This is a genomic window from Aquimarina sp. BL5, assembly GCF_003443675.1.
GTDB lineage: Bacteria > Bacteroidota > Bacteroidia > Flavobacteriales > Flavobacteriaceae > Aquimarina.
The window spans coordinates 5,883,152-5,907,767 of the sequence record NZ_CP031963.1 but is presented as its reverse complement, the minus strand read 5'-3'; the positions used below and the strand labels follow the sequence as shown (position 1 = coordinate 5,907,767).

The 24,616-nt window shown below is 33.2% G+C and carries 22 protein-coding genes and 3 tRNA genes; 4 read left to right on the top strand and 21 right to left on the bottom strand.

Annotation, left to right across the window (positions count from 1 at the left end; all coding sequences use genetic code 11):
• The 17 genes from D1818_RS24815 to hutH form a co-directional block, all read right to left on the bottom strand.
• Window positions 1-258, bottom strand: coding sequence for a phosphopantetheine-binding protein (locus D1818_RS24815; RefSeq protein ID WP_118464118.1), 258 nt, complete (start codon window positions 256-258; stop codon window positions 1-3).
• A 2-nt stretch (window positions 259-260) separates the two neighbouring features.
• Window positions 261-875 carry a hypothetical protein gene (locus D1818_RS24810; protein ID WP_233558567.1) on the bottom strand — a complete coding sequence of 205 codons (615 nt, stop codon included), beginning with the start codon at window positions 873-875 and terminating at the stop codon, window positions 261-263.
• Window positions 872-2,011 (bottom strand): beta-ketoacyl synthase N-terminal-like domain-containing protein, encoded by a 1,140-nt coding sequence (locus D1818_RS24805; RefSeq protein WP_118463177.1) that lies wholly within the window; start codon window positions 2,009-2,011, stop codon window positions 872-874. Before D1818_RS24805 ends, D1818_RS24810 begins: the two co-directional genes overlap by 4 nt.
• Window positions 2,008-2,454: a thioesterase family protein gene (locus D1818_RS24800; RefSeq protein ID WP_118463174.1), complete on the bottom strand. Its 447-nt coding sequence runs from the start codon at window positions 2,452-2,454 to the stop codon at window positions 2,008-2,010. Before D1818_RS24800 ends, D1818_RS24805 begins: the two co-directional genes overlap by 4 nt.
• Window positions 2,432-3,721, bottom strand: a complete 1,290-nt coding sequence (locus tag D1818_RS24795; RefSeq protein ID WP_118463171.1) for an ABC transporter permease — start codon at window positions 3,719-3,721, stop codon at window positions 2,432-2,434. The genes D1818_RS24800 and D1818_RS24795 overlap by 23 nt, the downstream gene beginning before the upstream one ends.
• Window positions 3,714-4,472 carry an ABC transporter ATP-binding protein gene (locus D1818_RS24790; protein ID WP_118463168.1) on the bottom strand — a complete coding sequence of 253 codons (759 nt, stop codon included), beginning with the start codon at window positions 4,470-4,472 and terminating at the stop codon, window positions 3,714-3,716. Before D1818_RS24790 ends, D1818_RS24795 begins: the two co-directional genes overlap by 8 nt.
• Before the next feature lie 6 nt (window positions 4,473-4,478).
• Complete coding sequence (locus tag D1818_RS24785; protein ID WP_118463165.1) at window positions 4,479-5,477, bottom strand: BtrH N-terminal domain-containing protein; 999 nt, start codon at window positions 5,475-5,477, stop codon at window positions 4,479-4,481.
• Window positions 5,474-5,875 carry a hypothetical protein gene (locus tag D1818_RS24780; protein WP_118463161.1) on the bottom strand — a complete coding sequence of 134 codons (402 nt, stop codon included), beginning with the start codon at window positions 5,873-5,875 and terminating at the stop codon, window positions 5,474-5,476. The genes D1818_RS24785 and D1818_RS24780 overlap by 4 nt, the downstream gene beginning before the upstream one ends.
• 37 nt (window positions 5,876-5,912) lie before the next feature.
• Entirely contained in the window at window positions 5,913-6,368 is a 456-nt protein-coding gene (locus D1818_RS24775) for a hypothetical protein (RefSeq protein ID WP_118463158.1), read from the bottom strand.
• Window positions 6,368-7,504 (bottom strand): beta-ketoacyl-ACP synthase III, encoded by a 1,137-nt coding sequence (locus D1818_RS24770; protein ID WP_118463155.1) that lies wholly within the window; start codon window positions 7,502-7,504, stop codon window positions 6,368-6,370. The genes D1818_RS24775 and D1818_RS24770 overlap by 1 nt, the downstream gene beginning before the upstream one ends.
• Before the next feature lie 13 nt (window positions 7,505-7,517).
• Window positions 7,518-8,441, bottom strand: a complete 924-nt coding sequence (locus D1818_RS24765; protein WP_118463152.1) for a dialkylrecorsinol condensing enzyme DarA — start codon at window positions 8,439-8,441, stop codon at window positions 7,518-7,520.
• Between the two features lie 3 nt (window positions 8,442-8,444).
• Window positions 8,445-9,335, bottom strand: a complete 891-nt coding sequence (locus D1818_RS24760) for a lipid A biosynthesis acyltransferase (protein ID WP_118463148.1) — start codon at window positions 9,333-9,335, stop codon at window positions 8,445-8,447.
• 8 nt (window positions 9,336-9,343) lie between these two features.
• Window positions 9,344-9,589, bottom strand: a complete 246-nt coding sequence (locus tag D1818_RS24755) for a phosphopantetheine-binding protein (RefSeq protein WP_118464112.1) — start codon at window positions 9,587-9,589, stop codon at window positions 9,344-9,346.
• A 27-nt stretch (window positions 9,590-9,616) separates the two neighbouring features.
• Entirely contained in the window at window positions 9,617-10,837 is a 1,221-nt protein-coding gene (locus tag D1818_RS24750; protein ID WP_162897312.1) for a beta-ketoacyl synthase, read from the bottom strand.
• A gap of 3 nt (window positions 10,838-10,840) precedes the next feature.
• The gene (gene fabG, locus D1818_RS24745) at window positions 10,841-11,572 is read right to left on the bottom strand and encodes a 3-oxoacyl-ACP reductase FabG (protein WP_118463142.1); all 732 of its coding nucleotides are present in this window, start codon (window positions 11,570-11,572) and stop codon (window positions 10,841-10,843) included.
• Window positions 11,573-11,711: 139 nt separating this feature from the next.
• The gene (locus tag D1818_RS24740) at window positions 11,712-12,836 is read right to left on the bottom strand and encodes a WG repeat-containing protein (RefSeq protein ID WP_158596954.1); all 1,125 of its coding nucleotides are present in this window, start codon (window positions 12,834-12,836) and stop codon (window positions 11,712-11,714) included.
• A 99-nt stretch (window positions 12,837-12,935) separates the two neighbouring features.
• Complete coding sequence (gene hutH / locus D1818_RS24735; protein WP_118463135.1) at window positions 12,936-14,465, bottom strand: histidine ammonia-lyase; 1,530 nt, start codon at window positions 14,463-14,465, stop codon at window positions 12,936-12,938.
• A 103-nt stretch (window positions 14,466-14,568) separates the two neighbouring features.
• Here hutH and D1818_RS24730 point away from each other — a divergent pair, with 103 nt between their 5' ends.
• Window positions 14,569-15,807 carry an NAD(P)/FAD-dependent oxidoreductase gene (locus D1818_RS24730; RefSeq protein ID WP_118463132.1) on the top strand — a complete coding sequence of 413 codons (1,239 nt, stop codon included), beginning with the start codon at window positions 14,569-14,571 and terminating at the stop codon, window positions 15,805-15,807.
• Between the two features lie 89 nt (window positions 15,808-15,896).
• Here D1818_RS24730 and D1818_RS24725 read toward each other — a convergent pair whose 3' ends face one another.
• The 3 genes from D1818_RS24725 to D1818_RS24715 form a co-directional block, all read right to left on the bottom strand.
• On the bottom strand, window positions 15,897-17,531 hold the full coding sequence (locus D1818_RS24725) for a hypothetical protein (RefSeq protein WP_118463129.1): 1,635 nt from the start codon (window positions 17,529-17,531) through the stop codon (window positions 15,897-15,899).
• Between the two features lie 110 nt (window positions 17,532-17,641).
• Window positions 17,642-17,866 (bottom strand): hypothetical protein, encoded by a 225-nt coding sequence (locus D1818_RS24720; RefSeq protein ID WP_118463126.1) that lies wholly within the window; start codon window positions 17,864-17,866, stop codon window positions 17,642-17,644.
• Window positions 17,867-18,355: 489 nt separating this feature from the next.
• On the bottom strand, window positions 18,356-19,951 hold the full coding sequence (locus D1818_RS24715) for a hypothetical protein (protein ID WP_118463123.1): 1,596 nt from the start codon (window positions 19,949-19,951) through the stop codon (window positions 18,356-18,358).
• 285 nt (window positions 19,952-20,236) lie between these two features.
• Here D1818_RS24715 and D1818_RS24710 point away from each other — a divergent pair.
• From D1818_RS24710 to D1818_RS24700, 3 genes are all read left to right on the top strand, one after another.
• A tRNA-Ser gene (locus D1818_RS24710) sits at window positions 20,237-20,320 on the top strand.
• 60 nt (window positions 20,321-20,380) lie between these two features.
• Window positions 20,381-20,455, top strand: a tRNA-Pro gene (locus D1818_RS24705).
• Between the two features lie 15 nt (window positions 20,456-20,470).
• Window positions 20,471-20,544: transfer RNA gene (locus D1818_RS24700), tRNA-Arg, on the top strand.
• A 119-nt stretch (window positions 20,545-20,663) separates the two neighbouring features.
• On the opposite strand, the gene D1818_RS24695 is transcribed toward D1818_RS24700, so the two are convergent.
• The gene (locus tag D1818_RS24695) at window positions 20,664-24,596 is read right to left on the bottom strand and encodes a family 16 glycosylhydrolase (protein ID WP_118463119.1); all 3,933 of its coding nucleotides are present in this window, start codon (window positions 24,594-24,596) and stop codon (window positions 20,664-20,666) included.
• Window positions 24,597-24,616: the final 20 nt, after the last annotated feature.

Sequence of the window (24,616 nt, the reverse complement as noted above, 5' to 3'; positions counted from 1 at the left end):
TTATTTTGTGCGGTGTTTCGAAATATAATCAGCCATTACGCCAACAGATTCAAATATAGCTTTACCTTCTTTTGGATCTTTTAGCTTAATTCCATAATCTTTTTCTAATAATACAATTAGTTCAAGTGCATCAATAGAATCTAAACCTAAACCGTCACCAAAAAGAGGATCATCGTCTCCTATTTCACTTACCTCTACATCCTCAAGACTTAATTGCTCTATTAATTTTTCCTTTAGCTCTTCTGTTAATTCAGCCATACTCATTGATTATATAAATTATTTAATTCTTCTTTTGTCAGCTCTTTTTTACCTTTTTTTGAGAGAAAAGCCAAAAATACGTCATATTTATCATTATCCAAATCTACCCACCCACAAATAACATCGCTTGCTTTTCCGGTATTCATTAAAATTTCAGAATATTTAGACATAAAATCAGCATCAAAACTTTCTGTAACAAAAAATGCATTCTCACTTTTCATCTTATTCCTAATACTTATCTCTCCCATAATGATATTGGGAAGTGTATATACAAAAACTGCTGGAGATGGATAAAAATCCTCCCTATCCATAATACTTGTTTGATGTTTTCTATCTGTATCAAGGCTGGATGATCTATTCGATAAAACCAGTGCAGTATCTTGGTCTATTTTTTCCCTATCCCTGAATAAAACTTCTGAAGCTAAAAACCCTAACTTACACAACTCATCCATTTTATGAAATTTCGGGTACTTTAATTCTAAAAATTTATAAACTCCTTTCGCAAAATCCTTCAAATTATCCGATTCCGAATCAATATATAATTCATCTCCATTTTTAAAGACCTTTTTATCTCGAATGGCACAATAATCTGATATGTAATATTTTTCTTTAATCACAATACTTCTTTTTCTATAACCAGCGCCACATTACATCCTCCAAAGCCAGATGCTGTTTTTAGAACCCGAGTCAATTCTTTTTTATGATTCTTGGCAATTACATTAATGGATTCCGAAACTCCCAATTCTTCAAAACCTAAAGAAGCGAATAGCTCATTATTAATTAAACAATGTCTGGCTATGATACTTTCGATCAAGGCAGAAGCGCCTAATGTGTGGCCGTAATACCCTTTTAGACTATTGATAGGAACACTTTGCATTCCTGCTCTATTAAAAGCAATGGCTTCCATTTCATCATTATATGGAGTCGCTGTACCGTGTGCAGTTATGTAATCTATCTGATTACTCTTTACACCTGCTTCTTTTAAAGCTCTTTTGATACTTATATACAATCCTTCTCCTGTACGTGAAGGTCCAGAAATATGATTCGCATCATTAGCCGAAGCATCACCGCTAATACTGATCGCTTCTTCTGTTACATTCTCCTTATTAGAACTCAACCACGCACTAGCCGCTGCCTCTCCTAAACTTATACCTGTCCTGTTTTTACAAAAAGGTTTACATGGAGCAGTACTTACTGCCTGAAAAGAAAAGAAGCCAGAAAGTGTAAATTCAGAAAGCAGATCTCCTCCGATCACTACTACATCTTCAAAAATTTCGGACTGAATCATTCGTTTTCCAATAGCCAAAGCTAATCCTCCAGAAATACAGGCATTAGATAAAATTACAGGCGTATGATCTAACTTAAAATAATGCTGAATCGTTTTGGAAATACTTGCCAGATAAGCTTTCTCATCAGAATGGCCTCTCAAATTATTAATATTTCCTTTTGTAGTAGAAATAACAACTCCGCATTTATTAATATCTAAAGAAGAATTCTCTGAGAGTAATTTAGAAACAGATAACAACATCATCTTTTCTAACTTAGTATATCCTGAATCATTTGAGACAATTTTCCAAGCTGTAGAGAGTTTATCATTATTAATCACTGCCCCAAAAAATGGTTCTGACCAAATATAATCATCATCCACTTTTTTAATTCCGGTCTGATTTAAGCGAAGGTTTTCTATATTTTCTTCGGTAGAAAATCCAAGAGGAGAAATTATATTATCGGCAACCAAGTAGACTTTTTTCATAATAACCCCACTTTACGTTTCCAATGAAGAAAGAACTCTGGAATATTAAGAGACATATTACCTTCCATATCCAAGAATACTTGCGTTGTTTCGCCTACACAAACTAGTTCCTTATTTTGATTATATACATTATATCTAAAAATCATTTTTGCAGCTGGACTATCTACATACACTGTTTCTACTGTTGCAATATCTCCATATTTAAGCGGTAACTTATGATCACAATTAGAATTAACGATCGGTGTTACATAATCATTATCTTTCACATGAAGGTAAGAAATCCCGTGACTTCGACCAAAAGCTTCTCTTCCTTCTTCGAAATAGGTTATGTATATACCATGCCAGACAATGCTTAAAGGATCACAGTCATTAAATCTGACTCGAACCTCATGAACATGTTTGATATCTGTTATAATTTCTTTAGACCGCTTTTTTCTTTTCATAGTATAATATAGCGATTACGATAGTACTAATAAAAAAACCAATTAGCAAACCAATTTCGGGAAGAATGTCTATCAAACTACCCTTTCTTAAAAAACAATCATAAAAAGCTTCCAATCCCCAATTCATAGGAGAAATTTTTGCTATTAGCTGCATGGTATCAGGCATTGCAAATACAGGAACCCAAACTCCTCCTATTGCAGCTAACAAAACAACTAATACAGCTCCAAAAGGAGCTGCTTGTTCGTGTGAACTAAAAATAGTTCCTAACAAAATTCCTAAGCCAATAGCTCCCAATCCGGAAGATAAAGCCACAAGATATAATAATCCTAGATTATCTCCCAAATCTAAAATAGGTAACCCTAATTCCGGAAAAACATAAATCCCTAAAAGCAAAATTAAGGTAAACTGTAATAAACTTACTAATAGGAACAAAAATGCTTTACCCGCTATAATTGTTAAATAATTGATTGGCGTTGTTTGCAAACGGACGAATGTTCCTTGTCCTTTTTCATGCACGAGATTTAATGATAATGGTAAAATCATAAAGAAAATTGCAAACAATGTCCAAGCCGGTATATTATGCTGTACCGAATTAGGGAGAATTAATTCTCCAGATAACGAAGGGTTTATCTGCTCATATTTTACAAAATTATCTCGATTAAAAGACTTAAGACTTTCTGATGCTCCTAATTCTTTTTCGAAAGCTTCGTAAATCGATTTAGTCTCTATACTTGCTACCAATTTATCTACTGCAAATATTACAGAACTTCTAAAGGTCTCCTGTGTTATCGGATCAAAATAGAGTTTTACTACCTTACCTGATAGTTTTTTTTCAACATCTTTTACTTTTAAAGAGTCCGCAGCACCTTCAAACTCCTCAAGAATTTTAGTAATGTTTTTATCTATTTGTTTCTGAAGTCCATCACTCAATCCTCCAGGAATAACGACTGCTAGTTGGTAGTCACCGGAAGCAACTAAAAGCTTTGCTTTTTCCTCAGTTAACGGAATATTATCTATTTCCGAAATTGGTTCTAGAAACTCTATATTGGAAAAACTCTTTTGAATTTCTCTTGATAACTTGCCTTTATCTTTATCTACTAATAGAATTTCGATAGAGTTACTTGAAATTGATTTAAAAGTAGCATCCTGAATTAATGTAATCGCAATTACCAATAAAATAGGCATTACAAACAATATAATCAACCCTCCAGGATCCCTTAGAAGCAATAAAAATTCTTTTTTTATGGAAGCCAAAAATCTATGCATAATCACGAAGTTCTCTTCCTGTAAGTTCTATAAAAACGTCTTCTAAGTTTCTTGCCTCTTTAGTGTTAGAAATTAATTCGGACGGTGTGTTTTCTGCTATAATCTTTCCTGAATCAATAATCCCTACCAAGGAACACAAATCTTGTGCTTCTCTTAGATGATGAGACGTATAGATTATAGTTGTGCCTGCTTTATTTAACTCTTGAAGCTTAGTTGTTATTGCTTGTTTTGATTGAACATCTACTCCTACAGTAGGTTCATCTAAAAACAGTAACTCTGGATTATGAAGTATTCCTGCAATAAGATTTACTCTTCTTTTCATTCCACCAGAAAATGTTTTAATTTTTTTATCCGCAAAAGGTAGTAATCCTAATTGATCTAAATGAGATAAGACTACTGGTGTTAATTCAGATTTTGTCATTCCGAACATACTCCCGAAATACAGTAAATTCTCCTTTGCAGTTAATTTTGGATACAACGCATACTCCTGAGGCACCACACCTATTGTTTTCCTTATCTCTTTAGCTTGTGTTCTAAAGCTCTTACCGGAAATCAATACTTCTCCAGAAGTCGGTTTAATCAAACCACATAAAATAGATATTAATGTTGTTTTCCCTGCTCCATTGGGTCCTAAAAGACCATATATCTCACCCCTATTAATTTCTAAATTTACAGTATCTAAAGAAAGAAAAGTAGCCCCTTTATATTGTTTAGAGATATTTTTTATCTGAATCAAAGGAGTACTATTCATCATAAACTATTTAATTGCTTTTTTAAGATCTAAAAAGAAAGCTTTCTCAGCTAGAGCAATCATATCTAATTTATCTGCAATTTTATTATAAGCATCGGTTTCTCTGCTTCTATTCTTATATAGCCTGGAAGCATCAATGGCAAAATCTCTCCATTGATCACCAATCACAGTCATTTCTTTCGAAAGTTCTGCAAGTCTTGGGTTTTCCATAATTACGGAAGCTTCTTCTAAAAACGCAGCAAAAATGAATCGAAAACCTCCACCACCAGTTCCTATTTCTTCTTGCATACGCACTAATTGTCCCAAATAATGATTTGTCTTTTTTGCACCAATCTTATCAGGCCATTTACGAATTTGCTTAGCAACATATCTGATCCCTCTATAACCAACTATTGGAACTGGAGCTAACATACGTCTATATGCTTGTTTAATCCCCTTAGTAATCGCTTTTTTAAGATCTATATGATCTGGTAATTGTGTAGGGTAATAAATATGTCCATTTGGTGCAAACGGTCCTTTAGCAAAACGTACTTTCTCCAATTCTTTAGAAGACAAGGTAGTTACTTCTGGCATTACAGGATCACTAATTAAATAGTTATCTCCTTCTTTTCCATAAACAACCAGGTTATGCGCATTAAAGTGAAATCGATACTCATCAGGAAAATACGTTAAATTATAGACTCCTACCTGTAGTCCCACCGGATTATTTTTAGCCAATTCAGCATCAAGTGTTTGCTGTGCTTTTTCTGTAGATTTGAACTTATGTCTTTTAATTTTAAAACCCAGTCTCTTACTAACCCTAGAAAAGATAAATCCGGGAACAGGTCTAAAACTAAATGCAGGTGCAAAATTAACCTTTATAAAAGGTATATATATAAAGAAAACTCCAGAGGCTATACCAAAAACCATTGGTTCACTTATCTTGAGTCCATTATAATTTAATAAATTAGAAACCACCCCATTTTCGCAATGGGCAGATTGGTTGTGTTCAAAGTTTATTTTCAAATCTTTGGATTTTTAAGTTCTTCTAAAGAGACCTCGAAAACTTCAGCGTACTTCTTTAATGTCTTTTCACTTAGTTTTTTAAATATTTTAGCTTTTAAATGTCTTTTTACTTTCCATTGCCAAAAACCAACATATCCAGATAAAACTACAACATCCATTCTATTTAACTCCATATAATATGCGATAGGGCTAAGTTCTCCTTGTTTTATTTTATGGATGGTTTCCTGAAGTTGTTCTTCTATTAATTCTAAAGACTTATTTAGTGCGATCGTTTTTGCTTCCCATCCAGAACTGAGTGCTTTCCCATACTTTCCGTCTTTATCAACTGCATATACTATTTCTTTTATATTTGCTTTGGAAAGACTACTTTCATCCTGAGGCACTTCTTCTTTCTTCATACAACCAAAAAATTAAAATTTAAAGATTTTTATATAACTAAGAATCTACTATAATAGTTTTCATTTCTGAGGTAGCAATTAAATTTCCTACTGAATCATTTACACTAATTTTCACTAATGAAACCTGCATGATTTCTGCAATAATCTCTACAGTAGTTATTAGTTCAGTTCCTATTCTTGGTAAGGTGTGAATAGTAGCATCTTTTATAGAACCTATAAATCCTGTTTTAGGTTTATCGTCTTTTCCACGATTTATATATCCTCTATATCCTCTATGTAAAGCGATACTTTGTGCCATATTTTCAATAATACCTCCTTCTGTAAAATATTCATCAGAAGTCAATATATTATCAGATGTTACTTTTAAACCAGAAACAACCTTTTCTGAATTAAAGTACAATAGCTTATCAATCATCACAAATGGATCTTTTTGCGGAATCAATTTCTTTATGAAATCAATATCTGTTATATCACTTTCTAATTGATTATCCATTAGCACACAGTAAACAAAATATGAAAATATGAAAAACGGCCACTTTCGGGAACAATCACTAAAATCTTATCTCCAAATTTTAATTTTCCAGAATTTTTAAGTTCGTTAATCATTAAATATATAGAAGCAGAACCAACATTACCTACATTAGCTAAGTTAGTAAACCATTTCTCTTTAGGTATATTAACATTTTGGTTTTCTAATTCATCATACAATTTGCTCTCAAAATAAAATGAAGATAAATGCGGCAGAAAATAATCTACTTCGTTTATATCAAAATTATTCTTGTTAATAGCATCCTTGAGACTAGAAACCCCTTTTTGAATAATATGTTTATCCAAAACTTTTACATCTTGCTTTAGTGAAAAAACAGATTCTGACAACCATTCTTCAGGCTCATATTCACTCCAGGGCTTAAGACTTCCATCTTCATTTTTATCTCCTCCAGCATACATACAAGCCTCTAACTCATGAGCATAGGAATATGCCTGCATCCAATCAATACGCAATGGATTTTCTCCTTTAGGTTCATTTTCTAACAAAAAAGCTCCTCCTCCATCGGATAACATCCAACGCAGAAAATCTTTTTTAAAGCCAATAATTGGTTGTTCTTCTAAAGATTTCAAACTCTCTACTTCTTTATCGAACTTTATAGATTGCATCCAAGTAGAAACTCTTTCTGTGCCGGTACAAACCGCATTTTTAGTACTTTCTGATCTAACGGATAGAAATCCATATTTTAACGCACTCATTCCTGAACAACAAACACCAGAAGCAGTATTTAACTCAATACTACCTTTTGTATCTAACAATCCATGTACCATAGAAGCATGAGAAGGCAATAAATTATCAGGAGTTGATGTTCCACAAGAAAGCAATTCTATTTCGTTTTCAGAAAAACCAGAATCACATAGGCTCTTAATTGCTTCTGAAGTAAGCTGAGCATTATTATGAGTTATATTTCCATTATTATCCACGGCATAGTATCTTTCTTTAATACCATTGTTTCTTAAAACAATTCTTCTCGCTCGTGAAGGCTGATCATCAATCATCCCTAGTCTCTTCTCCATTTCATCATTCGAGACCGGATCATTCGGCAAGAAATGCCCTGTTTTTGTTATGTAAACGTTTTTCATAAATATTGATTACTTATCGTAATCTTGTTGATTGATAATATTTGATGTCCTTTTTTATACGTGTATAAAAAGGCAAATAAGTCAACAAAAATATAATAAAAACTATTGGTACAAAAACCCAAATAGCAAATTGGAGGTAATACTCAAAAAAGTTTAACCATTTCGCCCTCCTTTTTGGTGATTTTAGCCCTATCTTATATATTTGCGCTGACCACTTACTAAAGATATGATTTCCAGATTTATCTGATCTAATTAAGAAAGGTTTTATCCGAACTGCTCCATCTTTTACCAACTCTTCTTGTAATGGTTCAAAATTTTCTTGAAAAAGATATTTTTTTATAATTAACCCAAATTTTCCAGCTTCTTTTATATCCTTATCCGATACACCTGGTTTTGGAAAAACACCCAAATATTTGGTTTTCTTTCCCCCCATCATCCAATGCACAATAGTAATAACACTTATATGATTCCAATGACGATCTACAAATGCTATATTCCCGACCAATTCGGTTTTACAATCTACCAACAATCTTTTGACCTTTTCCTGGGCTAGAATCCACATATTCCTAGAACCATTAATGGTTATAATAGGAGTATCTTTTAGCAATACTTTTGCATCATCTCCTTTCAGAAAAGAATTAATTGGAATTGATGGTGAAAGATACCAAACAGTATAGCCAAATATGATCAAATCATACTTTTTATTTTTTATCGAATCAGGAATCGGCTTGTTAGGCTTTGGTATCTGCAAATAAGACTCAGGAAACACCTGTAGAAAATCTTTCTTATCCCACGGAAATTGATAAGGTTCTTCTGGACAAATTTTATGTACTGTAACAGAGCAATTTTCCTCTAGCTGTAGCGGTCTAACGAGATTTGTTAATATATCACCTAATTGACCACTTTGGCTATAATACAATACCAGTACACTCTTCATATGTTAGGGTTTAAGATCATCCCAATAATCATAGTAGTTAAACCATTGCAAGGGATACTTTTTAACCATAATCTCAGTATTTCTGACATACTCTCTTAATACATGGCTAGGTTTGATTGATGTTTCTGAAAATTCAGGCTCGCGCGCATATAAATTATATTGTCTGCCCGATCCTTTCATAATATACATAAAAAGAATAGGTTTTTTCTTTCTTGCTGCTAATTTATAAGGTCCTGAAGGAAATTTTACTGGTTTTTCAAAAAACTCATGTTCAAGATATTGGATTCCTTCAACATATCGATCAGCAGCAAAAATAATTACTTCTCCATTAACCAAAGCATCGTTCATCTCAAAGATATGAGACATATCTTCCTTTATTACAATAAATTTCATTGTGGTATCTGTAGATACAGCTCCGACATATTGCTTAATTTGTTCATTTTCTTGATCCGTAACTATTAGATTAACTCCGGTATCAGTCATATCGAATTCATCAAAAAAATAACGAGCAATATTAAAGCTACCCACGTGTGCACTAAACACAACCCCTCCTTCTCTTTTTTCCAGAAGTCTTTGTATCTTTTCTTTACCATCATAAGTAAATTCAAACTTTCTCTTTAAACCAAAAGAAATAGCTGTCCTATCTATGAGTGTCTGTCCAAAAACAAAATAGTTTTTATAAACGCTTAATACGGATTTAAAAGCAGACTGTTTTAGCCTCTTATTATAGAAATAATAACTTGTTTTAGTTGTGCCATAAGAGAACACAAAATAGTAAGCAGCTACGAATACCAAAACAGAATAAGCAGCATTAAGACCTAAATTCTTTATAAAAAATATGAATATTTTATATCCTAAAGGTGTTCCTTTAGCCTTACCTTCCCATTGGGCCATTGTGTATCTTAAATATTGACTTTACGTTCTATCAAATCATAAAAATCTTTGAAGCTTTCGACACCAACAAAATCATCACCTACCAACTTCACTCCAAAAGTAGCTTCAATAGCTACTACAAGGTCCACATAATCCAAACTATCTAAATCTAATGTTTCTTTAAGGTTGGCGTCAGGAGCAATATCATCCGCTTCAACCTCGAATTCCTCTATCAAAAAGTAATCAACTTTTTCGACAATTACACTTGTTTCCATCATCTTTCTAGTAATTTTTTTTCTATTCTAAACCTTTTTTATGACGATTGCAGAATTTGTGCCCCCAAATCCAAATGAATTCGACAAAAGTACATCAATTTTTTTATCTACCGTTTCTTTTACCAAATTTAACTTTGTCGAATCTTCATCCGGAGATTCTAAATTAATATTAGGTGCTATAAACGAATTATTTAACATTATTAATGAATACACTATTTCGCTAGCTCCTGCCATCCAGCATTCATGCCCGGTCATTGATTTTGTAGAACTAACATATGGTTTTGATACACCAAAAACTTCATTTATTGCTTTAGCCTCATTCGCATCTCCTATGGGAGTTGAAGTCGCATGCGCATTTACATAATCTACATCTTCTGGCTTTATATCAGCCTGTTCTACTGCTCGTTTCATAGCTCTAGCTGGTCCTTCTTGATTAGGTGTTGAAATATGATCTCCATTAGAAGAAAAACCATATCCTGCAACTTCTCCTAGGATAGTTGCTCCTCTTTTCACAGCACTTTCATAGGACTCCATAAATAAAGCCGCACCACCACCACTTGGCACTAATCCGTCTCTTTTACTATCAAAAGGTCTTGACGCTTCTGCAGGATTATCTTCATTTATAGAAAAAACTCCTAGTCCGTCAAAACTACCAAATGCATAATCATTAATTTCCTGAGCTCCACCACATAACACATAATCTTGTAACCCCTGTTTTATCAGTAGATACCCCATTCCAATAGAATGAGATCCACTTGCACAAGCAGCGCTAATTGTAAAATTAACTCCTTTTAATTTAAACACTGTAGACAGATTCATAGTTACCGTAGAGTTCATGGATTTAAAAACCCCACCTGACCCTACCAAAGTAGTATCTTTCTTAACTCTAATTTTATCAATTGCTTCCATCACTGACTCTGCTGTACTATCATTACCAAACAGAATGCCGATTTCTTCATTTTCTAAAAACTTCTCATCAACACCAGCTTGATCAAACGCTTGCTTTGTCGCTATGTATGCATATTCAGATTCGGCACCAAAGCTAACACGTTGCCTTCTGCTTAATTCTTTTTTCAAATTTGGTTTTGGCACAGTGCCTGTCAACGCAGATCGATACCCAAACTCTTTACGAGATTGCTCGAAAACGATACCAGATTTTCCTTGATACAAGGACTCCTTAACTTCTTCAATATTCGTACCAATACAAGAATAAATTCCCATTCCAGTGATAACTACTCTTCGCATAATTAGTTATGAATAAATTCCTCCATTAATATTAACGACTTCCCCTGTTATATATGATGCTTTCTTAGACGCTAAAAAAGCGACTAAATCAGCTACTTCTTCTGCTTCCCCGAAACGATTTACAGGAATCATACGTTTTAATTCTTTCTCATCCATCTCTGCCGTCATATCTGTTTTTATAAAACCTGGTGCCACAGCATTTACTGTAATTTTACGTTTCGCAACCTCATGTGCCAATGCTTTTGTGGCTGCTACCAGCGCTCCTTTAGCCGCAGAATAATTAACTTGACCTGCAGTTCCTTTTACTCCAGAAACGGAAACAACATTTACGATACGACCATAGCGGTTTGTTAACATTTTCTGAATAAGATGATTTGTCACGTTATAAAAACCGTTTAAACTAATATTTAAAACATCGTGCCAATCTTCTGGTTTCATCCACATAAATAAACCATCTCTGGTTATCCCTGCATTGTTAACAATCACTTCTATAATTGCATCTGGATTATCTGCTATCCAACTATCTAGCACCTGATGCGTATTTTCTGAGTCAGCGACATTAAACTTCAGCAATGTACACTGACCACCTTCATCTTCTATTAACTTTTTGGTTTCATTAGCGGCTGCATCATTAGATTGATAATTAATCAAAATAGGATACTCTAGTTCCTTTGACAATTTCACAGCTATTGCTCTTCCTATTCCTCTAGATCCTCCTGTAACAAGGGCGTATTTCATTTACAATTTTGGTTTTAGATCTAATAACTATTGAATTCAATAAAAACAACAATTATTCCAAATTAAGATTTAATTAACAATATTAAAAAATTCCTAACAACTTTAACAATCGTCTAATGTTGTCGGTATATCAAAATCTCTATTTAATTTTAATAAAAGGTTCTAAATTTTTGAACCATTTATCACCTAACAACTTTCCATCAGGCTTTAAAAAGCCCCATTTCTTTTTATATTTCACTCGTGCTAAATCATTTATAAATCCTTTCACAGCTCTTTTACCTAAAAAAGCAGTAATTCCATACTTGGTCTCTATCACCAATTCTCCTTTTGTATTTACAAACCCCCAATCTTCCATTTTAACTGGAGCCAACCCATTAGCAGCAAAATAATCAACATCATCATACTTATAATCAACAACCACTTTACCATTAGTATCAATAAAGCCCCATTTGTTACCATCATAAACACAGGCATATCCATTTTTAAATGCTTTTGCCTCTATAAACTGAGGTTCTATAACCCATTTACCTTCTTTATCTACAAATCCTATTTTATCGTTTTTACGTGCAATCGTATACTTCCCACCATCTTTAAAGTCCCAAATCTTAGTAGCCCCATCAACTTTATTGAAAGAATTAGCGGAAGCAATACCAAATACTTCTTCTCCTTTTTTGGCTCTTACAACACCATTAACATAGTTTCCAACAAATGTGTACTCCGGTTTAATTACAATGTTTCCTTTATTATCAATAATTCCCCATAGTCCTGATTGATTAGCAAATCTAGCATATCCACCTCTAAAACCTTTAATAATTTTATAAGTAGGTTTTACAATAATTTCTCCTTTTGGATTCATTAAACCAACCATTTTACCTTCTCTAACAAAAGCCACACCATCTTTAAAAGGATATAGTTTTTCAGCATTCGAATAAGATAACTCCTTGCCTTGTTTGTCTATATAAATCCATTCTTCGCCTTTAAGAACCATGGCTACTCCACTGTTAAAATCTTCAGCTTTTCTAAACTGTGGTTCTAGAAGCCATTCTCCATTGGGATTGATATATCCCCATTTTTCACCATCCAAAACTAATGCTACGCCGTCTGCAAAACTATTTGCTTTTTTATACTTTGGCTGAATTACAAACTCCGCTTTTTTATTAATGTACCCAAATTTCCCATCTTCTCGCGCCTTTGCAAGTTCTTGAGAAAATACTATTTGTAAACCAAATACTAATGCTAGTGTAATTAAAAGTGCTTTTTTCATCATATTTATATTTAAGGTTTATTTTTAGTGCTTAAAATTAAACATAAGTAAACATCTATAATTTCATATAGCTTTCAACTAAATCTTAATTTAAAATATTTAGTATGCATCATTTTCTTTCAAAAAGTCTTTAACTTTTTGGACAAAAGGATATGTAATATAGTCTTTAGTAAAAGGGGGAACTATTTTTTTGATATCTTCAACCAGCTTCTGAGTTCTGCTTGATAACTTATCGCCAAAATCAAGATATTCTAATGCTTGTACAATAGTCATTAACTCTATTGCTAAAACCTCGAATGTATTTTCTATAACCGTTTTAGTAATATTCGCAGCGTTTGTACCCATACTAACAATATCTTGATTGTCGTTATTATTTGGGATGCTATGCACATACATTGGATTAGAAAGCATTTGATTTTCAGCTGTTGTAGAAACTGCAGTGAATTGAATTCCTTGCATTCCGAAATTAAATCCAAGCTTCCCTAAATTAGCAAAAGGAGGTAATATATCATTAAGTTTAGAATTCAGTAGATAGTTTAATTGGCGTTCTGCAAGCATTGATAATTTGGTTACTACCAACTTAAGCTTATCCATTTCTAAAGAAACATAATCTCCGTGAAAGTTACCACCATGATACACATGTTCGGTTTCTACATCAATGATAGGATTATCGTTTGCAGAATTCAATTCTTCTATTAATATTCTACCAACGTGTTTTATGGTGTCACAAACCGGGCCTAAAATTTGAGGCACACAACGAAGTGAGTAATACTCCTGAACCTTTTCTTTAAAATAAGTATCTCCATTTTGACCAGAATACAAATGCTCTGTGCGGTCTCTGGTAAGTTTACTATCTGATAAATGCTCTCTCATTTTACGAGCAACATCCTGCTGCCCTAAATGGAGCTTGCTATGATTCAATTCTTCTGAAAGATGATCATCATAAGCCTCTACTATTTCATTTATTGCTGAGGAACAGCTAATCGACCAATCTAATAATTTCTGAGCATTAATAACATTAACAATACCTATTCCAGTCATTGCGGATGTTCCATTCATTAATGCTAATCCTTCTCTAATTTTAACCTCGATTGGTTTAAGCCCTAGTTCTTTAAAAACATCGGCAGTATTCCTTCTTTCTCCTTTATAGAAAACCTCACCTTCTCCAATCAGTACAAGAGCCAAATGCGCCAATTGCACTAAATCTCCACTTGCTCCTACTCCTCCGTGTTCAAAAATCAATGGTGTAACATCGTTATTGATAAGATCTTTTAAACCATTAATTACAGATATATTAACTCCTGATTTACCTAATGATAATGTATTAAGTCTAGCTAACATTAGTGCCTTAACAAAATCAGGTTCCATAGCTTTTCCTGTTCCGGAAGAATGACTTCTGATCAAGTTAAACTGTAGTTCTATTCTATCCTTGTCATCAATCTTATATTGAGCCATTGGCCCGAATCCCGTATTTACTCCATAGATGACTTTATTTTGAGAAAACTTTTCTAAAAATTTAAAACTATCATCAACTCTTTTAACTATTGATTCATCTACGGCAAGCTTCTCATCGTTAAAAATTACGCTGAGAAAATCCTTTATTTCTAACCTTTCTTTTAGTTTTAGCATTCGCGAATTAGTAAGTTTTTTCCAATTTTTGTAAAAAAATTCAAGTTTACTCTTTATTTTTACAGAGGGCAAATGTAACGTATTTAATATACCTTTGAAAATTATGAAAAAAGAAAATGTAGATGTACTGGTTATTGGCGCTGGTCCGTCAGGCAGTGTGAGTGCTGCTTATCTTAACAAGCAGGGGGTAAATGTTAAGGTAGTTGAAAAAACCAAATTCCCCCGCTTTCAGGTTGGAGAAAGTTTGATACCCAGATGCATGGATAATTTCAAAGAAGCCGGTCTTCTTGACTGCCTTATGAAACAAGGGTATGAAAAAAAACACGGTGCCCGATTCATCAAAGACGGAGTACATGGGTGTTTTGACTTCAGTAAAAAATATGGAGAGGGTTGGAACTGGACCTGGCAAGTACCGAGAGACCATTTTGACAAAACTTTAATAGACGAAGCTATTAAGCAAGGTGTTAGCGTTGATTTTGAAACCGAAGTTACAAATGTAGAATTTAACGGAACTGATTCTTTAACTACTGTCAAACACAAAGATGGTTCAGAAAGTGAAATCGAAGCCAAATTTATTATAGACTCTAGTGGTTTTGGACGTGTAATTGCGCGTCAACTAGGCTTAGAAGCTGCTCCAAAAATTGCTGAACACGGATCAATTTTCACACAGGTAAAAGACATTAATCGTCCCGAAGGAACTGAAGGAACTTTAATAACTTTTGAAATTATTGAGACCGAAGTTTGGTTTTGGTACATTCCTTTTTCTAATGGGAATACGAGCATTGGCTTTGTTGGACCGATGGAATGGATTAACAAATTTAAAGGAAATACAACAGAAGTGCTCGAAGAGATGATGAAAACTTCCCCTTATTATTATAAGCAATTTAAAGATCTTCCTTATTTATTCGATCCTTATAAAGTAGAAAATATTTCTAAAAATGTTACTAAATTGTTTGGAGATGGTTTTGTTCTTACAGGAAACAGTGCTGAGTTTTTGGATCCAGTATTCTCATCTGGAGTATCATTTGCTACAGAAACAGGCTTATTGGCTGCCAAATTAGCTGTAAAACAATTAAACAGCCAAGAGGTTGATTGGCAAGTTGATTTTGTTGATTACATAAAAGATGGTGTAGAAGTTTTTTCTACCTATGTAAAAGAATGGTATACTGGAAATTTACAAAAGATTATTTTTCATAAAAACGAGAACCCTGTTTTTAAAGAACAAATATGTGCGGTACTAGCCGGATATGTATGGGACAAAACAAATCCATTTGTTAAAAAGCACAAACATATTTTACGAAGTGTTGCCAAATTAGTGGAAATGGAAGAGAGTATGTCTTAGTATAATTTCTTATAAATACATATACTAAAAAAGCTTAGGAAAATGACCTAAGCTTTTTTATTTAACCTTTTACAAAATATTCTAGAAAACTAGTTTAAAATTAATTTCCCTAAAGAACTTCCTTCTCTACTACCTCCATAAATCCAATATGTATTCGTACTCTCTCTAAACTTTGTAGCAGGCTTTACTACTATTTGTTTCTTTTCAAATTCGTCTGGATCTGTTCTAGATATCTCTCCAGTTTCTTCATTAAAAGAAAAAACTACAGGTATCATTTTAGTATAATTTTTTGCCTTTTTTACGTCATCGATTTTAGTTACACCAATATTTTTAGGATCATCGTTAACCACTACTGTTAATTGTCCATTATGATAAATTGGTATCGCACTCAAGTACTCTGGTCCATTACCCAATATCGTTAATGGAAAATATAGTCCCGCAGAAACTGAAACTCCTCCAGAAGCGCCCCAAAAACCAATAGAAAAACCTAATTCAGAAACCACAACTTGTTGTTCTTTAGGAATTACATTGCTCCAATCTAACGTACCATCTTTGTTCAAAGCTGTTACTATTATTTCATTTGCAATATATGTATAAGGTGTTATTCTCATCGGTCCTATACCGCTAGCTCTACCTTCTACTATTAATTTATATTCTGAAAGAACAATTACACCTCCATTATCCCTTTCTACAAAAGCAATATTTCGATAGTAAGGTTTTAAGTCCTTCCCTTTCTTAGCGCGTCTTTCTCCAATTAACTGTTCTTTAACTGCGACAGTAAAGTCATTAAAGGTTTTTTTAACCACTTCTCCTGTACTATAGTCAAAAATCACATCATACATACCTTCTACAGTAGATTCTGCTTTACCGCTTTTCTTTAAATCAGAATAAAAACCTATTGCATGAAGTGTATTATCCTTTGTCTCTATTAAGCCGCAACTTAATGCTCGTTTACCTTCCAGAATAACATTAGTTACTTGTTTTTCGTAACTGTTTTTTGCTAAATATGCATGTATCGTAATATTATTGATACTTGTTTTCTTTTTCTTATCTCTATAACTTTCTGTAGTCGCAATTAACACATCTCCATGTTCATTAACCTGAACATCAGAAAAATCAAAATATTGTCTGTTCTTTTCTTCAAATACAACTTCATAGCTATCACTTAGAACAGAGGTTAACGCATCATCCAAAAGCGTTACCGTGTATTTCAATTGTTCTTTTTTAGAATTAATACCAACGTGTGCTATTAAATAATTAAAATCATCATAGGATGAAGTAAACACAAAAGACCCCTTCTTCTTTTTCCCTTCAACAGGAACAGATAACACTGTGGTTGTATTTACGATTTCATTTCCTGAAACTTCTTTTGCTAAAAAATTATTGGTTTTAGCTTTTTTATCATAATACGAAAGCATTAAAAATATTTTCTTCCCTACAATAGCCAAATCTTCTACCTGTAATTTATTACCATCTATTTTATCAAACTCAAGTAATGTACTATTTTGAAATGCTTTTGTGGAAGCATCAAAAGTTTGTAAGAAATAGCTCTTTTTTTTCCTTGCTAATGCATACACAACACCTTCTTTTTCTCCAGCAATCTGAATAACATCGCCATCTTCAGAAGTTATTGTTTCGCCAAAATCAAGATCAATATTACCTACTTTTAATTGGGCAGATAGCGTTGTGCAGGTAATTAATAATAATAATAATAGTTTTTTCATAATGTAATTTTAAAAAATTTAATCGTTGATTAATAAATCTAATTGGTTCGTATATTTTTTTATTGAATTTTATCACTGCTAATTTTTATTCAAAAAAAAGAGGATGTCTTTCAAAACAGCCTTTCTTTATAAGTAAATTTTCCATTTAAAACATACGTATTATCTGTTAGTGTCAAACAGAAGACAAATGTTACTATATCATTTTTATTTTTTTTAGAAATTTCACTTGTCAGTGAAGCTCTGATTCCGATATCTCCTATCTCAAAATCCTGAATGTATAACATAACTTCTACATTAGATTTTTGAGGCAGCGCATCAAAACAATTAACTGTCAAAATTCTCTAAGGATTATTTTTCAATCGTTACAAAAACAAAACACTCTTTACTACAAAACCCAAAAAATAATCGACAAAAAACCCAATAATAACAAAATTAACTTTTCTTTTAGCGTAAATTTCGTGCAAATATAACAATCTATATATTTATAATCAAAGACATATATCAACTAAGAAAAAACTTGTGTTTTTTGCCTCTCTATGATTAATCATTTTCTCAAAAAAAAATTTATCACAAACCTCTTAATCAACTAGTTACGTCACGAAAACTAATTTCATTTTTTTCAAGACCTAATATTGGATATGTAACATCATAATGCGCCAATTAGTAGTAACAAAATAGAATTCTTCATATTTTCTGTGTCTCAATTAATAAACTTAAACGTTTTTAGAAAAATTACAATTGCAAAAGTGAAGATATTACGATAGAATTACCCCACCCTTTTAGGGCAGGATTTATTACTTTAATTAAAACAGTGAGGAAAATTATTATTTAACTAGAGAAACTCTAAGTAACAGATTATTCTTCTTACCATCATATGCCTCAAAAATCATATCCTGATTAGACAGTGTAGCTACTTTATAAACTTCTAGATTGTCTAAACGAGAATTTCTAATATCACTTCCCGTAAGAATAGGATCTTTGGTTACTTCTCCACTAGTATCATCTATTGTATAGGAAGTTAGGTATAAGAACTCTTTTTTACCATCAAAATATCTTGTAGGATATTCATCAAAAGATCTTTTTAAATTCGTGAAGTCATCTATATGAAATAGATAATGTTTACCTGCATTTTTAAAATTAATATATGACATACTCCTTTTTCCTCTGGCTCCTGTTTGATATTTAGGCAACCTATGAAACCATTTTACAGCTCCCTCCGGAGAAAGTTTAGAAGCAATTACATCTCTATAAAAATATTTGTAAGTCGTTCTTGAACCTGAAGAACTTGATGTGGTAAAAGATTCTACATATCGCTGTTCTCCAAGGATTACTGTACTTCCATCTTCATTATACACCACATCATTAACTTTTAAACTTTCAAAATCTTTTTTATCCTTTTCATCCTGAGTACCTTCATTAATGCGTTCTTCTCTTTTTAGTGCATACTGCTGAGCTATTTCTTCAGGAATATCATTTTTTAAAACAGAACTAATAAGACCAGTTTCATCTAGACTAGCAGAAAATAGACCCGTAGCTTCCAGTTTATTATCATTATTTACGTAAAACCCAGAAACTCTTACTTTTCCCTGCTTATCTAAACCTATGACAGCATCCATAATCGATTTACCCGGTAATTCTATTTTACTTTGAACAATCTCCTTAGGGCTTTCTTTTATTTTAAAAACTTCTGTTCTATACGTATAATCTAACTTATTCTTTTCCTCTGCTTGTGAATTAAATACTGAAGCAGTCATATAAAAACTTCCCTCGTTATCAATGGCAAAATCTTCATTTTCTAATGACTTACTTGAATATGGTAATTTTACTTTTCGACTCCAAAGTAATTTTAAACTTGAATCATATACCTTGATTCCGATTTTATCTGCTTTATCATTAGCTGTTTTTACCCTAAACAATACTAATAACTTCGTTCCATCAAATGATTTTTTGAAAACAAACTTGTTTATTCGCCCACCTGCATCAAAACCATATGTACTTTTAAAACCTACATCATTGTTGATATTATCCTTATCACTACCCACCAAAACTGGTTTCTCTGCTATAATACCCGTAAGTGAAACTTTTTGAGCATATGCTTTATCCTTTACTGTATAAAACACCACTGCTTTTCCATTGAGATTCATTACTGTCTGGAAATCTCCTTTATCTTCGATCACCTGCCTCTTTTTCACATCTTCTTTAAGGTCTTCTAAAGAAAAACGTTGAATGGTCATATCATTTCTACCTTTTTTAATAGCAACCATTCTATCTCCAGAAGCAACATAATATGAGTTAGAGCTTTTAATTCTTTTATACTTTTCTCCAATTTTGAAATTAAATTCTTCAGAAAGAACTGGTTTCTGAGCATATGAGCATATACTTATAAAAACTATAAATAGAAGAAGGTGCTTATTTTTCATTGTAAATGATTTTTTATCTGAGTACATAACGTTTATAATTAGGTCAAGTAACACAAATATATGATTCTTGATTGAAACGTGTATTTTTAAGAAGCTTTATGCCTCTCTTAAATTTTTTGCAGATTTTTTTTAGAATGAAAAAACTGATTTTCAACTTTTTAAAAACACAACCTATATAAAACGAAAATAATGATAAAAAAATGTTGCATTGTAGTCTCATAAAAGCTACATTTGCATCCGCATTTGAGATATTAATGTGGAGTTCATAACATTTTTTTGAATTTAGGAGAGGTGCCAGAGTGGTAATGGAGCAGATTGCTAATCTGTCAACGCGTAAGTGTTGCCAGGGTTCGAATCCCTGTCTCTCCGCAATTATTTCAATAATTCTTGATTTTTAAGAAGTGTCGAAATTTTTGAATAGTTACACTTCGGGGTGTAGCGTAGCCCGGTTATCGCGCCGCGTTTGGGACGCGGAGGTCGCAGGTTCGAATCCTGCCACCCCGACAATAATAGAGTTACGGGCTCGTAGCTCAGCTGGATAGAGCACCTCCCTTCTAAGGAGGCGGTCATAGGTTCGAATCCTATCGGGCTCACAAAAAGTCTTACTTTTTTAAGTAAGACTTTTTTGTTTTAAAAAATTATATAAAAACAAAACGGCTACACTTTAATAGTGTAGCCGTTTTATGTTTTTTATCCTGTCTTAAAATAATTTCTATTTCTTTAATAATTTAAAACTTTGTGTGGAGGAGTTACCATATAGCTTTAGGAAATATAATCCAGTTTCTTTTTGACTTAGATCTAGTTCTATTTTTTGTTGCTTTTTATCTATTGACTGGTCAACAATTACCTTACCCGAAATATCTACTATTCTATATCTAAAATATTGATGTTTTACAGGCAATATAATTTGTGCTACATCCGATATTGGGTTTGGAAATACGAACACTTCTGATTCTGAAATAAAATCATTCAATCCCTGTGATCTATTTTCATTACACGAACCTACTATAAAATCATTCTTTGCGTTCGCTGTATTATTCTCTCCCCCGGTTGGCAAACTATACGTATAATAAAAACTAATCTGATCTCCGGAATTCGCATTAATCTGAAATGGAACATTTGGAGTAACCAGATACCCTGGATATGGTCCGGTCGCAGAAGTACTATAATACAGAATACAAACATTATCTCCCACTCCAGTAATTTCTGGAACAAAAGTTATTGTAGGGTTTGTAGTATCTGATGATACTTCATAGCTATATTGGCTATTCGCTGCCAATCCATTACAATTATTAATGGTAGTACCTTCTGAAGCTCTGAACTCTATAAAATTGATGTTCAGACCATTCGAATCAAAAACAATGCGTAATTCGTGATTTCCACTACTTATTGAAATTCCGGTCACTGAAACCGTTTCATACTCCTGCCAAGCTCCTGTATTAGGTACAGATATCACTTCCGTAATGGCAATTCCATTCAGCTCTAAATGAAATTTACCATTGCCATTAGGGGAGGCTACACGGAAGTCGATATCATAACTATTGTTAGAAGCAGTAGCATTTATATTATATGCCAACCACTCACTGGCTCCAATCCAACCAACATTGTATGATCCACCAAGAATATCTCCCGTATTCTCTATATCTACATTATCCTGTCGATAAGCACCTCCAGTATTTCCGGAAGTAAGATCATGATACCCTACTCCTTCTCCTCCTTCTTTATAATCCTCAGCTTGTATTGTTCCAGGAATAGTTTCAAATGAATTAGTATTTTCATTTACCGTTATAGATGCTACGTCAGAAACTGATCCACTGGACGCAGTAATACTATAGACTCCAATATCTGAACCTATAAACAAACCATTAGCGTCTATAGAACCTCCTGTAGTTGTCCAACTAAAATCAGTATTAAATGGCTCTCCATTCTGATCAAAACCTTGTGCACTAAACTGTACTGTTTCCCCCTGATTAATTTCGACATTATTGGGAGAAACAATTATTGAAGATAAAACTGGAGTTTGCGTAACCTCTTCTTTTGTTAAAGATCTTAGGTTATCTATATAAAATGTATCGCCGCTATCGCTGTTAGGGTCAAATAAAAATACAACGGTATCTATTTGGGCATCACTAACTATTAAGTCTGGAGTTCCTGTAAGAATAAACTCTAATGTATGCCAATTATTTTGTTCTTTTACTGTTGCTTGATAAACACTATGCCGACCGGATGGATAATTATTAGGTGTAGACAATGAACTTGCTTCTAATTGCCAGCTAATAACTGTTCCAACTGGTGCACTTGTATATACATCCATTGCAAATCTCTTATCTTCAGAAACATAAGCACTAGCATCATTAATAAAATCGGTGTCAAAAAATAAAACATCGTATAGCTCTGTATTATCCCTTACATAGCTTGCGGCTTGGGATGAGTTGTTTACTTCATTTGTTCCGGGATTACCTACATTTTCTATATAATTACCTGTAGTAGTATTATTTAATGAAAGATTATTTACTCCATTGTAATTATGAATCATTTCAGAAAATTCATAAGACGGTGGATATTTAGTAATCCCGTATCTCAAGTTATCAAAATAATATGTTTCGGATGTATTAGAATTAGGGTCAAAAAGAATTGAAATCTCATTAATAGATAAGTTAGATGTCCCTGAATCTGGCGATGTAGTATAACTAAATGCTATTGTATGCCATTGATCCTGTTCTTTTACTACACTAGCATATTGACTATTTCTTCCTGCAGGAAAATCACTATCTGATCCCTCACTGTTTTCTAAACTCAAAGAAATCTCAGTTCCTACCGGCGCAGATGTATAAACATCCATAAAAAAGATATTGTCTCCATCTATAAAAGGACTTGAATCTTCTATAGCATTCGTATTAAAACTAACAACATCATATAATTCAAAAGTTCCTCTTTCGTACCTAGCTACCTTTGCACTATTATTGATATCATTTGGAGTTGGATTGGTAACATTTGGAGTATACTCTCCATTTTCAAAAAACAATTCTAATTGATTGATTCCGTCATAATCAGCTATAATAATTTCTTCTAATAAAGTAGGGTAGGGTGCATCCATTTTCCTCATATTATCAATATATACCGTATGTCCTGTATAACTATCTGGATCAATTAATAAAACGAATTGATCTACATCCAAAGCTCCAACACTGGCATCTGGTCTATCCAGCAACTCAAATTCTAAAGTTTCCCATTGATTCTGAGAAATCGTTTTAGCACTATATCTACTATGACGACCTGATGGCCAATCTCCAGACGAAAGTGAACTATCCTCTATCTGTAGAATAAACTCTGTTCCTATTGGCGCATCACTATATACATCTAACCAAATGGACTTTTCTCCTGAAGTGTATTCCAAAGCATTACCGATATTAGTAGTAGTCATGTACAAACCATCATATTGCGCACCAGTAGCTCGGACATATCTCCCTACAATTGAGGAACTGTTGTTACTATTCCCTCCTGGATTTGCAACAGATTCACTTAATGCTCCATCTGTAGTGGAAGTATATGTTAAGTTTCTATTTCCTTCAAAATCCTCAAAAACATATTCTAATGTTTTAACCAGATTAACAGAAACACTCATCTTAAATTCATTGATACCACATTCTGGAACATTTACCACAACTTTCACATCTCCTTCTGTGATACCCCAGTCAACTAAGATAGTATTTGTTCCTTGGCCAGAAATAATACTAGCACCGTTAGGTACTGTCCAACTATAAGATGCTCCTTCTATTGGCGTAATGGTATAAGACTTACCAGTTTCGCCTTCATATACACTATTGTCACCAATAAGTTGTGTATTAAAAGTACCACTATACACTCTAACATAATCAACCTCCATTTGTGTAGGATAATCTGCCGGTGTAGGTTGGATATTTCCAGTATACGGGGTTCCTGGACCGCCAACTGCTACATTAAGAATAAGATACCAATCTCCTTCGCTAAATGGCCAAGGATCTACCGTATTCGCTGGAGTAACGGTATGATATAATTGGTCATCTACATACCAGCGTATTTCTGATGGCTCCCATTCTACTGCATATTCATGAAACCCTGCCGAAAGATCTAATCCTGCATTGAATTCTCTTCCATTATATTGCCAGCCTCCATTAGAATAATGAACAGTACCTCCAATACTTTCTGGGTTTTTATGTTGAGATTCCATAATATCAATTTCACCAGTAAAAGGCCAACTTCCATTTTCTGGTAACATCCAGAATGCAGGCCAAATTCCTCCTGCAGAAGGCAATTTTATACTAGCTTCATATCGACCATATTTAGAATTAAATTTACCAGATGTAATTAACTTTGAAGAAGTAAATTGCTTACCTCCTGCTGATTCATTTTTAGTGGTAATTATCAAATTCCCGTTTTGCACGGTGGTGTTCTCTGGTTGATACCATTGTTCCTCGGCATTACCCCAGCCGCAGAGCGTAGGACATCCATCTCCATTATCAAAACTCCATTTAGTAAGATCTACTGAATTACCAGAGAACTCATCATTAAATATGAGTTCTGAACATTGTGAGTATCCTATTTCATTTGAAAAAATAAGAATAATGCAAACTGTAATAGCTTTAAAAAATAAGCCCTTTTTCATAATTAAAATTTTTAGTTTGT

Bases quoted from the DNA above. Each gene is read 5' to 3' on its own strand.
- D1818_RS24725 (WP_118463129.1), bottom strand. From the start codon at position 17,531: ATGAAAAAACTATTATTATTATTATTAATTACCTGCACAACGCTATCT.
- D1818_RS24695 (WP_118463119.1), bottom strand. From the start codon at position 24,596: ATGAAAAAGGGCTTATTTTTTAAAGCTATTACAGTTTGCATTATTCTT.
- fabG (WP_118463142.1), bottom strand. From the start codon at position 11,572: ATGAAATACGCCCTTGTTACAGGAGGATCTAGAGGAATAGGAAGAGCA.
- D1818_RS24765 (WP_118463152.1), bottom strand. From the start codon at position 8,441: ATGAAGAGTGTACTGGTATTGTATTATAGCCAAAGTGGTCAATTAGGT.
- D1818_RS24755 (WP_118464112.1), bottom strand. From the start codon at position 9,589: ATGGAAACAAGTGTAATTGTCGAAAAAGTTGATTACTTTTTGATAGAG.
- D1818_RS24800 (WP_118463174.1), bottom strand. From the start codon at position 2,454: ATGAAAAGAAAAAAGCGGTCTAAAGAAATTATAACAGATATCAAACAT.
- D1818_RS24730 (WP_118463132.1), top strand. From the start codon at position 14,569: ATGAAAAAAGAAAATGTAGATGTACTGGTTATTGGCGCTGGTCCGTCA.
- D1818_RS24775 (WP_118463158.1), bottom strand. From the start codon at position 6,368: ATGGATAATCAATTAGAAAGTGATATAACAGATATTGATTTCATAAAG.
- D1818_RS24760 (WP_118463148.1), bottom strand. From the start codon at position 9,335: ATGGCCCAATGGGAAGGTAAGGCTAAAGGAACACCTTTAGGATATAAA.
- D1818_RS24815 (WP_118464118.1), bottom strand. From the start codon at position 258: ATGGCTGAATTAACAGAAGAGCTAAAGGAAAAATTAATAGAGCAATTA.
- D1818_RS24780 (WP_118463161.1), bottom strand. From the start codon at position 5,875: ATGAAGAAAGAAGAAGTGCCTCAGGATGAAAGTAGTCTTTCCAAAGCA.
- D1818_RS24795 (WP_118463171.1), bottom strand. From the start codon at position 3,721: ATGCATAGATTTTTGGCTTCCATAAAAAAAGAATTTTTATTGCTTCTA.
- D1818_RS24770 (WP_118463155.1), bottom strand. From the start codon at position 7,504: ATGAAAAACGTTTACATAACAAAAACAGGGCATTTCTTGCCGAATGAT.
- D1818_RS24715 (WP_118463123.1), bottom strand. From the start codon at position 19,951: ATGAAAAATAAGCACCTTCTTCTATTTATAGTTTTTATAAGTATATGC.
- D1818_RS24805 (WP_118463177.1), bottom strand. From the start codon at position 2,011: ATGAAAAAAGTCTACTTGGTTGCCGATAATATAATTTCTCCTCTTGGA.
- D1818_RS24740 (WP_158596954.1), bottom strand. From the start codon at position 12,836: ATGAAAAAAGCACTTTTAATTACACTAGCATTAGTATTTGGTTTACAA.
- D1818_RS24790 (WP_118463168.1), bottom strand. From the start codon at position 4,472: ATGAATAGTACTCCTTTGATTCAGATAAAAAATATCTCTAAACAATAT.
- hutH (WP_118463135.1), bottom strand. From the start codon at position 14,465: ATGCTAAAACTAAAAGAAAGGTTAGAAATAAAGGATTTTCTCAGCGTA.